The organism is Erythrobacter sp. S267 (assembly GCF_057365045.1).
Genome location: NZ_CP200298.1, coordinates 895,616 through 910,350 on the forward strand (window position 1 = coordinate 895,616; position 14,735 = coordinate 910,350).

General features: G+C 61.1%; 11 protein-coding genes. 5 read left to right on the forward strand and 6 right to left on the reverse strand.

The genetic code is table 11. The features are described 5' to 3' along the window. Positions 1 to 19: 19 nt before the first annotated feature. The 6 genes from sucD to AC0V6X_RS04130 all read right to left on the reverse strand — a co-directional run bounded on the left by sucD (position 20) and on the right by AC0V6X_RS04130 (position 6,815). Positions 20 to 910 (reverse strand): succinate--CoA ligase subunit alpha, encoded by an 891-nt coding sequence (sucD, locus tag AC0V6X_RS04105; protein ID WP_486183319.1) that lies wholly within the window; start codon positions 908 to 910, stop codon positions 20 to 22. 24 nt (positions 911 to 934) lie between these two features. Continuing rightward, positions 935 to 1,498, reverse strand: a complete 564-nt coding sequence (locus AC0V6X_RS04110; protein ID WP_486183320.1) for a hypothetical protein — start codon at positions 1,496 to 1,498, stop codon at positions 935 to 937. Continuing rightward, positions 1,491 to 2,453 carry a malate dehydrogenase gene (mdh, locus tag AC0V6X_RS04115; RefSeq protein WP_486183321.1) on the reverse strand — a complete coding sequence of 321 codons (963 nt, stop codon included), beginning with the start codon at positions 2,451 to 2,453 and terminating at the stop codon, positions 1,491 to 1,493. The genes AC0V6X_RS04110 and mdh overlap by 8 nt, the downstream gene beginning before the upstream one ends. Before the next feature lie 296 nt (positions 2,454 to 2,749). Next, complete coding sequence (locus AC0V6X_RS04120; protein WP_486183322.1) at positions 2,750 to 4,714, reverse strand: putative bifunctional diguanylate cyclase/phosphodiesterase; 1,965 nt, start codon at positions 4,712 to 4,714, stop codon at positions 2,750 to 2,752. A 159-nt stretch (positions 4,715 to 4,873) separates the two neighbouring features. Continuing rightward, positions 4,874 to 5,224, reverse strand: coding sequence for a hypothetical protein (locus AC0V6X_RS04125; protein WP_486183323.1), 351 nt, complete (start codon positions 5,222 to 5,224; stop codon positions 4,874 to 4,876). 229 nt (positions 5,225 to 5,453) lie between these two features. Beyond that, positions 5,454 to 6,815 carry a cell wall hydrolase gene (locus AC0V6X_RS04130; RefSeq protein ID WP_486183324.1) on the reverse strand — a complete coding sequence of 454 codons (1,362 nt, stop codon included), beginning with the start codon at positions 6,813 to 6,815 and terminating at the stop codon, positions 5,454 to 5,456. A 61-nt stretch (positions 6,816 to 6,876) separates the two neighbouring features. Between AC0V6X_RS04130 and AC0V6X_RS04135 the strand changes: the two genes are divergently transcribed. The 5 genes from AC0V6X_RS04135 to uvrA all read left to right on the forward strand — a co-directional run bounded on the left by AC0V6X_RS04135 (position 6,877) and on the right by uvrA (position 14,456). Further along, complete coding sequence (locus AC0V6X_RS04135; protein WP_486183325.1) at positions 6,877 to 7,746, forward strand: ABC transporter substrate-binding protein; 870 nt, start codon at positions 6,877 to 6,879, stop codon at positions 7,744 to 7,746. After that, positions 7,743 to 8,741 carry a FecCD family ABC transporter permease gene (locus AC0V6X_RS04140; protein ID WP_486183326.1) on the forward strand — a complete coding sequence of 333 codons (999 nt, stop codon included), beginning with the start codon at positions 7,743 to 7,745 and terminating at the stop codon, positions 8,739 to 8,741. The genes AC0V6X_RS04135 and AC0V6X_RS04140 overlap by 4 nt, the downstream gene beginning before the upstream one ends. Beyond that, positions 8,738 to 9,487: an ABC transporter ATP-binding protein gene (locus AC0V6X_RS04145; RefSeq protein WP_486183327.1), complete on the forward strand. Its 750-nt coding sequence runs from the start codon at positions 8,738 to 8,740 to the stop codon at positions 9,485 to 9,487. Before AC0V6X_RS04140 ends, AC0V6X_RS04145 begins: the two co-directional genes overlap by 4 nt. A gap of 621 nt (positions 9,488 to 10,108) precedes the next feature. Further along, positions 10,109 to 11,386 carry a hypothetical protein gene (locus AC0V6X_RS04150; protein WP_486183328.1) on the forward strand — a complete coding sequence of 426 codons (1,278 nt, stop codon included), beginning with the start codon at positions 10,109 to 10,111 and terminating at the stop codon, positions 11,384 to 11,386. A 136-nt stretch (positions 11,387 to 11,522) separates the two neighbouring features. Further along, positions 11,523 to 14,456, forward strand: a complete 2,934-nt coding sequence (uvrA, locus tag AC0V6X_RS04155; protein WP_486183329.1) for an excinuclease ABC subunit UvrA — start codon at positions 11,523 to 11,525, stop codon at positions 14,454 to 14,456. The last annotated feature ends 279 nt before the right edge of the window (positions 14,457 to 14,735 follow it).

Sequence of the window (14,735 nt, forward strand, 5' to 3'; positions counted from 1 at the left end):
AGGGGAGGGGGCAAGCGGTTTACGCCAGCTCTTTCAACATCGCGTCGAGCGTGGTGCCCAGTTCGGATGGCGAGGGGCTGACGCGGATGCCCGCATCTTCCATCGCCGCGATCTTGTCGTCCGCGCCGCCTTGGCCGCCTGACACAATCGCGCCTGCGTGACCCATGCGGCGACCCGGAGGCGCTGTGCGGCCTGCGATGAAGCCAACGGTTGGCTTGGAGCGACCCTTTGCGGCTTCTTGCTTGAGGAATTCCGCCGCTTCTTCTTCTGCCGATCCGCCGATTTCGCCGATCATGATGATCGACTTGGTTTCAGGGTCATCGAGGAAGAGGTCGAGCACGTCGATAAAGTTGGTGCCGTTGACGGGGTCGCCGCCAATGCCGACTGCTGTCGTTTGGCCAAGACCAACCATCGTGGTCTGGTGCACCGCCTCATAGGTGAGCGTACCGGAGCGTGAGACGACGCCGACCGAGCCCTTCTTGAAGATCGAACCCGGCATAATGCCGATCTTGCACTCATCCGGCGTCAGGACACCTGGGCAGTTTGGACCGATCAGGCGCGATTTCGAGCCGGTGAGAGCCGCCTTGGCGCGCACCATGTCGAGCACCGGAATGCCCTCGGTGATGCAGATGATCAGCTCTATCTCGGCATCAATCGCCTCGCAAATCGCGTCTGCTGCAAAGGGCGGGGGGACATAGATGCAGCTGGCCGTCGCACCTGTTGCTTCTTTGGCTTCCCGCACGGTGTTGAACTGCGGCACGCCGATATGCTCGGTCCCGCCTTTGCCAGGCGTGACACCCGCAACCATCTGCGTGCCATAATCGATGGCCTGCTGCGTGTGGAAAGTGCCGGTGTTACCGGTCATCCCTTGGGTAATGACCTTGGTGTCTTTGTTGATGAGGATGGACATGGATGTGTCTACCTTTTCGTTGGGTTAACTGTTGGGTGCCGCTTCCGGCGCTGTAACTGCGATGATGTAATAAGAGCCACCCGGCGGTGGCGGAGCCAGTTCAAATTCGATGTCGAACCGCTCAGTCGCGATCGTGACGAAGGAGTAAGGGTCAGGATTGTCAGTGCGGAACGCGATGAAGCCGTGTTCACCCTCAATCGCTGCACGCGTGCCGTTCACCAGAACCTCACGGGTACGACCGTTGTCACGCTCCCCGTCGAATTCCTGATCCAGTAGGCTCGCAAAGACGAGGCATGCTTCGCCCGGCACATAATGAAGTGCGACCTTTTCAAACCGATGCACCACTCGGTGATAACGAGGCACGATGCCGCGCGAGTTGGGAGTGCGCTCGGCATATTCCCAAGTTTCAACCGGCACGAAGCTGGCTGGGTCTGGCTGGTCGAGAAACACGTCGACGCAAACTTGAGTGGCTGCGATGATGTTCTCAGGCGTGTTGTCCGGCTTATCCGACTGCGCATGCGCCGCCGAGCCAGCCATCAAGGCCAGCGCGGCGAGCATGGATGCAGTGGAAGATGCCAGCTTAGGCAAGCGACCCATCCAGGCCCTTACACGCCTCAAGCAGCTCTTCGACTGCGTCGGTGGAGACCTTGAGGTTGGCTTTCTCTTCGTCGCTGAGCTCGATTTCGACCACTTCTTCGGTGCCGCCGGCTCCGATCACAGTCGGGACGCCGACATAGAGGCCATCGAGGCCGTATTTGCCTTCGACATAGCTGGCACACGGCAGGATGCGCTTCTGGTCGCCGAGATACGCTTCAGCCATGCTGATCGCGCTGGTGGCGGGAGCGTAATAGGCTGAGCCGTTGCCGAGCAGGCCGACAATCTCGCCGCCGCCTTTGCGGGTGCGGACGACGATTTCGTCGATGCGGTCTGCGGACACGCCTTTGATCTTGGCATAGTCGTCGACCGGAATGCCGTTGATTGTGGTGTAGCTCTTGACCGGGACCATTGTGTCGCCGTGTCCGCCGAGCACGAAGGCGTTGACGTCCTTGACGCTGCAATCGAACTCCCACGCGAGGAAGGTTGCAAAGCGCGCGGAGTCCAGCACGCCTGCCATGCCGACCACTTTATTGTGGGGCAGGCCGGAAAATTCACGCAGAGCCCAGACCATCGCGTCGAGCGGGTTGGTGATGCAGATGACGAAGGCGTCGGGGCAGTTGTTCTTGATCCCTTCGCCGACCGCTTTCATGACCTTGAGGTTGATGCCGAGCAGATCGTCGCGGCTCATCCCCGGCTTGCGCGGAACGCCTGCGGTGACGATCACCACGTCGGCGCCCGCAATGTCAGCATAGTCGTTCGAGCCGGTGATCTTAGCGTCAAACCCTTCAACCGGTCCGCATTGCGACAGGTCGAGCGCCTTACCCTGCGGCATGCCTTCGGCGATGTCGAACAGGACGATGTCGCCCATTTCTTTCTTCGCAGCGAGGTGGGCGAGCGTGCCGCCGATCATGCCAGAGCCGATCAGAGCAATCTTTTTGCGGGCCATTAGGGATGCGTCCTTTCCAAACAGTCGGGACGTCGAAGTAGGTCCAAGGCGGCTGTAAAACCGTTGAGGCGGCCAAGAGCGGTCGTCCCACTCACCCTCGTCACCCGTTACAAGAGCGGATTAGGGGGCTGAAATGGCGAATGCAACCGGGAAAACCCCTGCTTCGCCAACTATCTTTGCAAACAGTTCGCAGTTGCAATAAGTGGATGCCGGACGCACAATCGCCCTGCTTGTCAGAGATTTCGTTCTAGTCGTGGATTCAGCGCCTCGCTTACAAGGTCGCTGGTCAGCGGCAATCAGCCCACGGCTCGCTTGCCGCCCTTTTGCTCGCGCTCTTGGCTAAGCAGCATGGTGGCGAGGTAGTCCGGCACTGCGCGGCTGAAGTAATAGCCCTGTCCCAAGTTACAGCCCGCTTTGCGCACGACATCAACCTGCTCGATGGTCTCCAGACCCTCTGCGACGATGTCCATTCCCAAGGTCGCGCCCATCTCCGCCACGGCGCGGATGATGGCGTTGCTCTTCTTTCCAACCTGCGCACCCGAGACGAAGCTGCGGTCGACCTTAATCTTGGAGAAGGGGAAGGTGTTGATGTAGCCCAACGACGAATAGCCCGTCCCAAAATCGTCAAGCGCAAAGCGCACGCCGATTTCGGACAATTCTTCGATGAAGGCGGCGGTGGAGTGGTTGTCTTCGATGAAGAGACTCTCTGTTACCTCCAGCTCCAGCCTGCGCGGATCAAGGCCCGCTTCGCGCAGAGCGTTGCGCACGCCCAAAGCCGCACCGGGCGCGCGGATCTGCAAAGGTGACAGGTTGACCGCGACCGTCACATCCTCAGGCCAACGCGCTGCAACGCGGGCGGCCTGTGCGGTGATCCAGTTGCCGAGGGTAACGATTACGCCGGTCTCTTCAGCCACGGGGATGAATTCGTCCGGCCGCAGCTCGCCCTTCTCAGGGTGGAACCAGCGGACAAGCGCTTCGAATGTCTTGATCCGGCCTGTCTCCAAATCGACAATCGGCTGGAAGAAGATCGACAGCTCATCACGCTGGATGGCGAGGCGCAGCTCGTCCTCAATCTCACGCCGACGCACAAGATCGCGGGTCATTGAGCTGTCAAAGAAGCAAGTCTGCGCGCGGCCACCAACCTTGGCGTGATAAAGCGCCAGGTCAGCGCGCTGCATCAGTGTATCGGCATCGGTGCCGTGATCCGGCAACAGCGCAACACCCAGCGAGGCGCGCACCTCCAACCGGTCGCCTTCGATGCGGAAGGGACGCATGATCTCAGCATGGATTTCACTGGCGAGGCGCTCAGCTTCGATGCGGTCTTCGATCGGGCAAAAGATGATGAACTCATCACCGCCAAAGCGAGCGACGGTCGTGCCGTCGGGAGACACTTCTTTCAGACGGCTCGCCACTTCGCACAAGACGGCGTCACCCACAGGGTGGCCAAGCAAGTCGTTAACTTCCTTGAACCGGTCAAGGTCGACCCAGATCAGTGCCAGGCGGGTGTCATCAGAAATATCGCGCAGGGTGTTTGCCATTGCGTGGTTGAGGCCCGCACGGTTGGCCAGATCTGTTACTGCATCGGTTCGGGCGGCGATCTTCATGGTTTCCGCCATTTGCGCGCTGGTCTCCGCCGATGCGACGGAGTCGCGCAGAACCTTGGCAATGTTGAGACAGATTGAGACCATCGCCGGGATCAACATGAGGATCGTGATCCCCAGCGCGATAAAGCCAATTCTCGCGGTCCAGAAACTGGCAATGGCAATCGGCACACAGGTCAGGGCCAACTGACCGATGCCGATATTGAGCCGGCCCGCATTGCGCGTGCAGACCCCGATACCGTAACCAAGCGCATTGGCCACCATCAGCACTTCAACTTCGGTCTGGGTGCCGATCAAGATCACCATGGCGGCAGTGCAGCCAATCGCCAAAGCGTAGCTGAACGCGCCAATCTCGTAGACCGTTTCAAGCGTTGCGGTGCTCTTGCTGTCGGTATCCGTAGAAAGCCCTATGGCAGAGGCTACACGGGCGATAGCAATCACTGTCAGAACAGCGGCTGCGACGTAGAGTTCCGGGATGTTTGAGATCCAGGCCGAGACCACAGAAGCGGCGATCCCGCACAGCGCCCCCAGCGCCAGGCTGGATGGCTGAGCGTATAGCGTTTTCACCAGCGTACGGCGGACCTGCTCGGAAACTTGGTCCGATCCGCTGCTTCGCATCGACGCCGCACGAAGCCGCGTCAGAAGGTTGGTGACTGCCATAACTCACCCGCGATAGGCGCAAGTGGTCAAAGCTTGGTTAACGTGCCGCCTGCTGCGTGCTCTCAGGCAGCGGTGGCAGGAATACAGTCTGATTGTGATGAAGAGCGTCGAATGATGCCGCTCAATTGGGATCAACTCAGAGAGCGATCCCGGACCCGCTTACTGCGCGAGGCGCGCCGCTTCCGCAGCCAAACGCCGGTCGAGCGTCCGAGTAATGCCCAACCACCAATCATAGGCTTGGCGGTCGCCATCGAAGAAGGCCTGTTCGGCCTGAGCCCGCGCTTCACGAGCAGCGCCAAGGCCATGTTGAGCAAAGTGGCGCAGGGCAGCGCGCAACATCTGCTCACTGGGTTGTTTGAAGCCAGCTCGGCGCGCAATCATCGCGTCAGCCCCAGCCGAGCCATTGTCGTTCGCCACGCGCTCCATCGCCCGTGCCACCAGTGCCTTGGCAATGGGGGAGCATGCCGGGGAGTGGCCCGGAGCATTGGCAGTAGCAAAATGAATGAGCATGGTGGGTGTAGAATCCATCTGCGAGGGCGTTCGAAGGATGCTCCGCAAACCTCTGAAACCGTTCATTTTTTGACCGGTGTCCAAGCCTTGTGGCGCAGCAACTTCTGCGTGAGGAGAGGGCTCTACAACCGGGCCCGCTAAGGGTTAGTGTTGAGCTAAGGTTTAGAGCGCGTTAACGCATTGCTCCGGGGGTCGTCAGCCGAGGAAAGAGCCGTTTTGGATCAGTCCTTTATGGGGCTGGAGTGCGCGTGCTTTCCTGCGCTTCTTCGCTCGCCAGAGCTGTTGCATCTTCTTGCAAAGCGGCGCGGGCTGCATCGCTCTTCCATTGGCCCGCTTGCGCATAGTCCTCGCGCACCTGACCGACGCCGCCAAAGGAGGGATCGGCGAGGATGGGGCCGGGCGTCATGCTGGCCGTGTTTGACGCATCCGAACCTCCGATAGAATTCGCGCCAGACGTTTGGGGAGCTGATGTTGCTTGGACTGTGTTCGGCGCGCTTGGGGTGCCCGCCACAGCGCGGCTGCGCTCCAGAACGCCGGGCTCAACGCCTGCATACCGCCCCGAGAAAGCGCCAGCCGTGCCCGCTGCGCCGCGATTGCGGTAGAAGCGGTGCGCGCCGATGGTGCCGACATGGTCAAGGCTGCTCGCCCAATAGGGATTTACCCAAAGCGTGTGATAGTGGGTCGCATAGCCAACCGGCGCATAGACGCTGCCGGATAGCGCTTCCCCGGCGATGGAGCGTGCCTTCTCCCAGCTGCGCCCGCGTGGTTGTCGGCGCAAGGAGCCATCGCAGGTGAAGGTGAACTGGCAGCCCGTGCTGCGCTCTGATCCTTGGTAGACCACACCGCACACGCTGCCCGGCCAGTTGCGGTGCGCCACCCGGTTGAGCACAACCTGTGCGACTGCGCGTTGGCCTGCTTCGCTCTCACTCGCCGCTTCGTACCAGATCGCTTGGGCTAGGCATTCCTCGGCACGCAGATGGCTGGCGCCAGCGGCACTGAAGAAGGGGCGAGCGGCGGGCCCTGCGTCAATCTCAGCGCCCAATTCATGTCCAGCTTCACCCGCACCAATTTCGAGCGGATCGCTGGTCGGCAGTGCAATCAGTGTTTGCGAGGGCGGATCGGCGAGGAAGAAGAAGGCGGAGCCCGGAAAGCTCATCCCAGGCTGCTCAAATGGCATTGCATCGCCCAGAGCGGCCTGATCGGAAGGTGCACCGCTTTGCAACAGCTCTTCTTCTGTCGCAGCGGCGCCAGGCAGAGCGCCAAAGTCGCCAGGAGCGGCCATCGCAGGCACTGCCATTGCGGCGAGCAGCACCAACAGACGCTTGCGCCATGGGCGGCTCGTGGGCGGCGTGGCGGTGTAGGCGAACCCAGCTTCGTCAAAGGCGTCGGACTTTTGCATCCGCGCCGCACCCTCGGATGCACTTGCATCGGGCAGGTGAATCACTGCCGGGGGAGCATTGCGTTGGGCCTTTGCGGCCAAGAGGGATCGGAACGTCGTCATAGCGCGCTGACGCGCGTAGCTGGGGCAGGGCTTTGGCGCGAGCAGAGTGCCGGGGGGCGTCCCGAAAGCGAACAGCCCGCGCAAAACCATTAACGCCTCTCAAACCGAGGCCTCTTGTGAGAACACCCACACCCGCTTATCGGCTGGTGCGATGGGAGCGCGCGGGACAATCAGCCTCACCAAGGGTTTCAAGGCAGCTTGTGTCGCTGGAGCGGCATTGGCGCTTGCCGCCTGCGCTCCGGGATCGACCGAGACCCAGAACGACAGCGATACGACCACCTTTGTCAGCCTCAACCCCTGCCTTGATGCGATCCTGTTGGAGGTCGCTGAGGAAGAGCAGATCCTCGCGCTGTCGCATTACAGTTTTGACCCGGCGGCCAGCTCGGTCGATCCGGCGCAATTGGAAGGCTTTCGCTCAACCGGCGGGACGGCTGAGGAGATCATTGCGCTCCAGCCCGATGTCGTCCTCGCCAGCAGCTTTGTCGCGCCTGCCACCAAGGCCGCTTTGGAGCGCGCTGGTCTTCGCGTTGAGACCTTCGACAGCCCTGCAAGTATCGCTGAGAGCATCGCCCAAATCCGCGCGATTTCTGCGCTTAGTGGAGATGAGACGAGAGCGCAGGCTTTGGTCGATGCGCTAATGCAAGTCTCTCCGTTTACGGACCGCCGTCCCATCTCAGCCTTGCTGTGGCAGCCGGGGCAGATTGTCGCGGGCGAAGCGTCGCTGGTGGCAGAGCATCTCGCTTGGGCAGGCCTCACGAACCACGCCGCGGATTTGGGACTGGATCAGGCGGACCACATCGCGCTTGAACAAGTGCTGGCCGATCCGCCGCGTATCCTGCTGGTCGCCGGAGAAAGCCACGGTCAGAGCCACCCGCTGCTCGCCAAATCGCGCACGACGATGCGGGCAAGCTTTGACCCCGGACTGTTCTACTGCGCTGGCCCAAGCATCCCGAAAGCGCGCGCGCGCCTTTCCGAAATCCGCGCTGAGTTTGAACGCACACGTTATCAGGCTCCCGAATGATCAGCCGGGCGAGCCTTATCTTCGCAGGGCTTCTTGCCGTTGTTCTACCATTGTCACTGCTCGCTGGCCGTGTGTGGATTGATCCGTTTTCTGGCGGAGAAGGGACAGCCAACGCCGCGCTGATCCTGATGGAACTGCGCCTGCCGCGCGCGGTGCTCGCCGTTGTCATCGGAGCGGGGCTGGGCGCGGCGGGCGCGGCCATGCAAGGCTATTTGCGCAATCCGCTCGCTGATCCCGGCCTGTTCGGCATCGCGCCCATGGCCGCTTTGGGAGCCGTGCTGAGCTTTTGGATCGGTGCAGCGGCCACAACCACATGGGCGGTGCCCGTGGCCGCTTTGGCCGGAGCCGCTCTTGCCATGATCCTGCTTGCCACTATCGCGGGACGCAGCGTGTCGGATGGGCGGGCAGGAGCGGGCGGAGGAATTGCGCTGTTCACGCTCGCTGGCCTGATGGTCGCGAGCCTGGCTGGCGCGCTCACCGCGCTCGCCATCACCATGGCGCCCAGCGCCTTTGCGATGAGCCAGATCGTGATGTGGCTAAATGGCGCGCTCACCGACCGGTCGTGGGCCGATGTGTGGATCGCCGCGCCGCTTACGCTGGTAGGCATCGCCGTGCTGATAGCAGCTGGACGGAGCCTCGATACGCTGACCTTGGGCGAGGCGGCTGCGCGTTCGCTCGGCATGGACCCGCGCAGGCTCTTGATCCTGCTGGTGGTGGGGGTTGGGCTGACCGTCGGCTCCGGCGTTGCGGTGGCTGGCATCATCGGCTTTGTCGGGCTGATCGTGCCTCACCTCGTGCGCCCGCTCACCAACCGCATGCCCAGCTCGCTGATCGTGCCGAGCGCTCTGGCCGGAGCTGTTCTGGTTCTGGTGGCGGACAGCGCCGTCCGCGTGCTGCCTTTTGTCACTGAATTACGGCTCGGCATTGCGCTGTCGCTGATCGGCGCGCCGTTCTTCCTTTGGCTGCTGATCCGCATGAGGAGGGGGACGCTGTGACGCTGGCGTGCGAAAACCTCTCGATCACGCGGGGCGGAAAGCTGGTGGTGAACCAGATCACGGCCTCGCTTGAGCCGGGTCACATCACCGCCATTGTCGGGCCAAACGGTGCTGGCAAAAGCTCGCTCCTGCTGGGGCTTGCAGGGTTGTTGAAGCCCGCCGCCGGTACGACGACACTCGATAGCGAGAGCCTCTCCGCAATCTCTCCGGCCAAGCGTGCGAAAAGGCTCGGCTTTCTCCCGCAAGAGGCCGAGGTTGCATGGGATGTATCAGTCGAGGCGCTGATTGCGCTCGGCCGCCTTCCATATCGCGATGCGCGCAGCGAGCCGGTGGATGCAGCAATCGCGGCGATGGCTCTCGAGGATTTACGCAGCCGCCCGGTCAGCCAGCTGTCGGGCGGAGAGAAAGCGCGGGTTCTGCTCGCCAGAGTGCTTGCCGGAGAGCCGCAATGGATCCTTGCGGATGAGCCGCTCGCAGCCCTGGACCTCGCGCATCAAGTCGCTCTCATCCAGCACCTACGGAGCAGCGCAGCGCAAGGTGCAGGCGTTGTTGTCGTGCTCCACGATCTGGCCACAGCGATGAACCATGCGGACCGCGTGCTGGTGTTGAGAGAAGGGCGGTTAGTCACAGATGGCGCGCCCGATCAGGCTCTTTCGCAAGAGACCATCGCCAATGTCTGGGGCGTTGCCACGCAGTGGAGAGGGGAACCGGGTCGACGAGCACTAACAGTGCGGGATCATGGATGACCGGTGCAGCGTCCTCACATGGTTCCCTGCGCGCTCAGTCGACCCGGCGCGACGGGCCAGAACCCGCCGCTATCTTTGCTTCGGTCTGCGCCAAAGCCTTGGGTTGCGACCCTAAGAACCAAGAGCAGAAAGGACCTACAAAGAGGGTTGCACAATGGCGGCAATGGGTCAGCTGCATAACTTCATATTTTCTGTAGCCCCCCAAAATGGCGGAATTCTGGGATTTTCGGGCTGGTTAAAAGCAAATAGACATGCGTTAAGCTTGCCCAGAATAGCCTTGATTAACAGCGGCCTTGTGCTCGAACCCGTTTCGCGCTGCTTGCTTTGAGAAAGAGACAGGCGGATAGGTGGGGGATGAGCGTAGATATTAGGTCGCAAGAGGGGTTAGAGGCATGGCTTGCCGACAAGCCGATTGACTTCGCGCATACCGTTGGTTTGAGGGCTGCACTTAGAATTACACCTTTGGTCGCTGATACAAATGAGTGGAGCGATGAGGGTCCGCGTCAGAGCTGGGTGTTAACAACATTTCGCGCTCTTGCGTTGTCCAATGCTAGCCAAAGATCTTCCGAGGATGAGGCGCGGTTCGAAGTAGCTATTAACGCTGCGTATGAAGCCTCATTTATGGGACCCGCGCCTGTTTTTGTGTTCGCCTCCAACGAAGCTGTTGGGGCGGGTGACGCAGCGGCGTTTTGTGCGTCGGGGCATTATCTGCAGGCTGCAGTTAATGCTGCTTCGAAGCCGGAAGGAGGCGATCTTTCAGCCTGGTTTGCGATCTCCGATGACTGCAAAAGGCTCGATCGCACGAGAGACTTTGTTGAACTTGCGCGGGCGCCGCTTTGGATTTCAGAACCGTCATGGTTCCGTCCCAGTTGGAAGAATGCCTCGGCTTGGCTATCTCGCCCGGAAGACAACTTCGAAATCTGGCGCGAGTGGTACTACGGCCGCCTCGAAGGTCTACCTCACGCCTTCGCCGACTTCGACGATGAAGCAGACGAGAACTTCTACCGCTGGATCGTCGAGCAAGACAACGACTGGTGGTCCCGCGAACCCGCCATTGTGAACGCTGACATCAAAGAGTTCGTCGATAGCCTCCGCAAGCCGGAACCTCCAAGCGACGAAGAGCTTCTTCAAAACCCACGCGCCTTTACCTTCTCACTCGACAAAGAAGGGCGCAGCGAGCTTGACGAGGAATTGCTCCCGAACGGGTTGCAAGGCGATGCGGACGAGCGGGACAATCACAGTGAAGTTCTGCGCCTGATTGAGAATGCCGCAATCGCGACCGCTGGCGACACCAATGCAAAGGACATGGGCGATCCAACGGAGCTGCTTAAAGAGGCGATTGGTCCAAGCATCGAGGAGCTTCGACCGCGCCTCTTTGTCCTTCGCGCTCGTGAACTGATCCGTCAGGTGCAAGAGCGAGAAGACGGAGCCAGTATGAATCCCCAGCTCTCAGAAAAGCAACGCGACGCCTATCTGCCGCTGGTGGCTGCGCTTGAGATGATCGCGGAATTCAGTCCCAAACTTGCCGAGCTATGGCACGGGAAGATGGGACAAAGCGGCGCGCCATTAACGCGCGAAATGCTTGATCTGATCGCGGAGGCACTGCGCACCTCCGGCCAAACGACGAACCTTGCTCAATCAATTGTTGAGGCAAGCAACCGACTGGTGAAGCCGGATGCGCCAGAGGACGATCCCGCTCGCATTGCCGCGAGCGAGACCAGCCGCAATGTCGTCCGCAAGATGGGCGGCGGCCTTAAAAAAGCAGGTGACGGCGCGCGCGCTGTTGAGAGCATGGCGAAGCTTGGTGAGCGCGGGATCAAGATTTGGCGAAGCGTGAAAGACCATCTTCCCAATGATGAGACGATTGCCCGTATCCTGGAGTGGATCGCCCGCTTCTAAACCTTGCGTTTTCCCGCAACCATCTCCCCCCTCGCGCGTTGAAAGCCCGTGACCCGCCACCCAAGTGGTGGAGCAATCGCGGCGCTGTCACTTGCGCCTCTTGACCAATGCGAACATTTCCGGAACAGACGCCCGCATGAGCCTTACCAAGATTTCCGTCCGTGGTGCGCGTGAGCACAATCTCAAAGGCGTCGATATCGACCTGCCGCGCGATGCTCTGATTGTCGTCACGGGGCTGTCGGGCTCTGGCAAGTCGAGCCTCGCTTTCGACACGATCTACGCGGAAGGGCAGCGGCGCTATGTGGAGAGCCTCTCCGCCTATGCGCGCCAGTTCCTTGAGATGATGCAGAAGCCCGATGTCGAGCATATTGACGGCCTCAGCCCCGCTATCTCGATCGAGCAGAAGACGACCAGCCGCAATCCGCGCTCGACCGTCGCGACGGTGACGGAGATTTACGACTACATGCGCCTGCTCTGGGCAAGGGTGGGCGTCCCGTATTCGCCGGCGACGGGCAAGCCGATCTCTGCGCAGAGTGTCTCGCAAATGGTCGACCGCGTGATGGACCTGCCCGAGGGGACGCGTGCCTATCTGCTCGCGCCCGTCGTGCGGGGTCGCAAGGGCGAGTACCGCAAGGAGCTGGCCGAGTGGCAGAAGGCGGGCTTCACCCGTGTGCGCATCGATGGCGAGCTCTATCCGATTGAGGAAGCCCCCGCGCTCGACAAGAAGTTCAAGCATGACATTGAAGTGGTCGTCGACCGGATCGCGGTGAAGGATGGCTTGCAGACGCGGCTGGCGGACTCGTTCGAGACAGCGCTGAAATTGGCCGAGGGGCTGGCTTATGTCGACCTTGCTGATGGGGTCGTGCCGGGCCGCGAAGATGAGGATGTATCCGGCGGAGCGATGAAAGGCGCTGGCATCCCCGCCAACCGCATCGTCTTCTCCGAGAAATTCGCCTGTCCGGTCAGCGGCTTCACCATCGAGGAAATTGAGCCGCGCCTGTTCTCCTTCAACTCGCCGCAAGGGGCCTGTCCGACCTGCGACGGGATCGGCGAGAAGCAGCTGTTTGACGAGCAGTTGGTGGTCCCCAACGAGGGCCTTACGCTCAAGCAGGGGGCGATTGCGCCATGGGCCAAGTCCAACCCGCCATCGCCCTATTACATGCAGGTGCTCAGCTCCCTTGCGAAGGCCTATGATTTCGACATTCATACGCCGTGGAAAGAGCTGGAGCCGGATCAGAAGATGATCATCCTCCATGGCACGGGCGGAATGCCGGTGCAGCTCACCTTCAAGGACGGGCGCAAGGAATACACGGTCAACAAAGCGTTTGAGGGTGTCATTGGCAACCTCAACCGCCGCATGATGCAAACCGACAGCGCGTGGATGCGTGAGGAGCTGGGCAAGTTTCAGACCTCGCAGCCTTGCGAGACCTGCGGGGGCAAGCGCCTCAATGAAAAAGCGCTGGCGGTGAAAATCCCTAGCGCCAAAGGCCCGACCGACATTGCCGTCCCGGTCACGATGAGCGTCGCTGATGCCAAGGCGTGGTTCCTCGACCTCGACAGCCACTTGAGCGATCAGCAGAGCCAGATCGCACGCCCGATCCTGAAAGAGATCAATGAGCGGCTGGGCTTCCTCGACAATGTCGGCCTCGACTACCTCAACCTAGACCGGACTTCCGGCACGCTTTCGGGCGGGGAGAGCCAGCGCATCCGCTTGGCATCACAGATCGGTTCCGGGCTGAGCGGCGTGCTTTACGTGCTGGACGAGCCCTCCATCGGCCTCCACCAGCGCGACAATGACCGGCTGCTCGCAACGCTCCAGCGGCTGCGCGACCTTGGCAATACGGTGATCGTCGTCGAGCATGACGAAGACGCGATCCGCACCGCCGACCATATCGTCGATATCGGTCCGGGAGCCGGCGTGCGCGGCGGGGAGATCGTCGCGCAGGGCACGCTCAAGCAGATCATGAAGTCCAAGAAGTCGCTCACCGCCGACTATCTCACCGGACGGCGAGAGATCGCTGTCCCGCAGACCCGCCGCAAGGGCAATGGACACAAGCTGACGGTGAAGGGCGCGAAGGCCAACAACCTGCAGGACGTGACCGCGTCGATTCCCTTGGGCACCTTCACCTGCATCACCGGCGTCTCCGGCTCGGGCAAGTCCTCCTTCACCATCGACACGCTCTACGCCGCCGCCGCCCGCACGCTGAACGGCGCGCGCGTCATCGCTGGCAAGCATGATAGCGTCGAGGGGCTGGAGTTCTGCGACAAGGTGATCGAGATCGACCAGTCGCCCATCGGCCGCACCCCCCGGTCGAACCCCGCGACCTATACCGGCGCCTTCACCCAGATCCGCGACTGGTTTGCAGGCCTGCCCGAAAGCAAGGCGCGCGGCTACAAACCCGGGCGCTTCTCCTTCAACGTCAAAGGCGGGCGCTGCGAGGCGTGCCAGGGCGACGGCGTCATCAAGATCGAAATGCACTTCCTCCCCGACGTCTACGTCACTTGCGAGGAATGCGGCGGCAAACGCTACAACCGCGAAACGCTGCAGGTGAAGTTCAAAGGCCACTCCATCGCCGACGTGCTCGACATGACGGTTGAGGATGCGGCCGAGTTCTTCAAGGCCGTGCCCCCCATCCGCGACAAGATGCAGATGCTGAACGAGGTGGGGCTGGGCTATATCAAGGTCGGCCAGCAGGCGACGACCCTGTCAGGCGGCGAGGCGCAGCGGGTGAAACTGGCGAAGGAGCTGTCCAAGCGCTCCACCGGACAGACGCTCTACATTCTGGATGAGCCAACAACGGGCCTCCACTTCGAGGACGTGCGCAAACTCCTAGAAGTCCTCCACCGCCTGGTCGAGCAAGGCAATTCCGTAGTCGTGATCGAGCACAATCTCGACGTCATAAAGACCGCCGACTGGATCGTGGACCTGGGACCGGAAGGCGGCGTGCGCGGCGGCGAGGTCGTGGCCGAGGGCACGCCAGAGGACGTGGCGCAGGAGCCTCGGAGCTTTACGGGGCAGTATTTGAAGCCGATGCTGGAGAAGGCGGGGGCGCGGGAGGCTGCGGAATAGTATTCACAGGTTGCGGATAATTTTTGTAAGCCTAACACTTGTATTCCGCTGACTTGATTACCATTATCACATCGCCTCAGGACTTGGGCTTGAGGGATCACTGTTTGGGATGTCAAGTGCGCCTTTGAGCGCCACGACGAGAGACATTGTGACTTTGAATGTTACGATTGTCTTTACTCCTAAGAACAGCGTGGATGTAATCATCGTTACAACGATATTATACCACACTAGGTACTGTCGAACCGGCCTCAGCTGCCGGGAGTAAGGTCGTTAACCCGG

Bases quoted from the DNA above. Each gene is read 5' to 3' on its own strand.
- sucD (WP_486183319.1), bottom strand. From the start codon at position 910: ATGTCCATCCTCATCAACAAAGACACCAAGGTCATTACCCAAGGGATG.
- mdh (WP_486183321.1), bottom strand. From the start codon at position 2,453: ATGGCCCGCAAAAAGATTGCTCTGATCGGCTCTGGCATGATCGGCGGC.
- AC0V6X_RS04120 (WP_486183322.1), bottom strand. From the start codon at position 4,714: ATGGCAGTCACCAACCTTCTGACGCGGCTTCGTGCGGCGTCGATGCGA.
- AC0V6X_RS04125 (WP_486183323.1), bottom strand. From the start codon at position 5,224: ATGCTCATTCATTTTGCTACTGCCAATGCTCCGGGCCACTCCCCGGCA.
- AC0V6X_RS04130 (WP_486183324.1), bottom strand. From the start codon at position 6,815: ATGGTTTTGCGCGGGCTGTTCGCTTTCGGGACGCCCCCCGGCACTCTG.
- AC0V6X_RS04135 (WP_486183325.1), top strand. From the start codon at position 6,877: ATGGGAGCGCGCGGGACAATCAGCCTCACCAAGGGTTTCAAGGCAGCT.
- AC0V6X_RS04140 (WP_486183326.1), top strand. From the start codon at position 7,743: ATGATCAGCCGGGCGAGCCTTATCTTCGCAGGGCTTCTTGCCGTTGTT.
- AC0V6X_RS04150 (WP_486183328.1), top strand. From the start codon at position 10,109: ATGGGACCCGCGCCTGTTTTTGTGTTCGCCTCCAACGAAGCTGTTGGG.
- uvrA (WP_486183329.1), top strand. From the start codon at position 11,523: ATGAGCCTTACCAAGATTTCCGTCCGTGGTGCGCGTGAGCACAATCTC.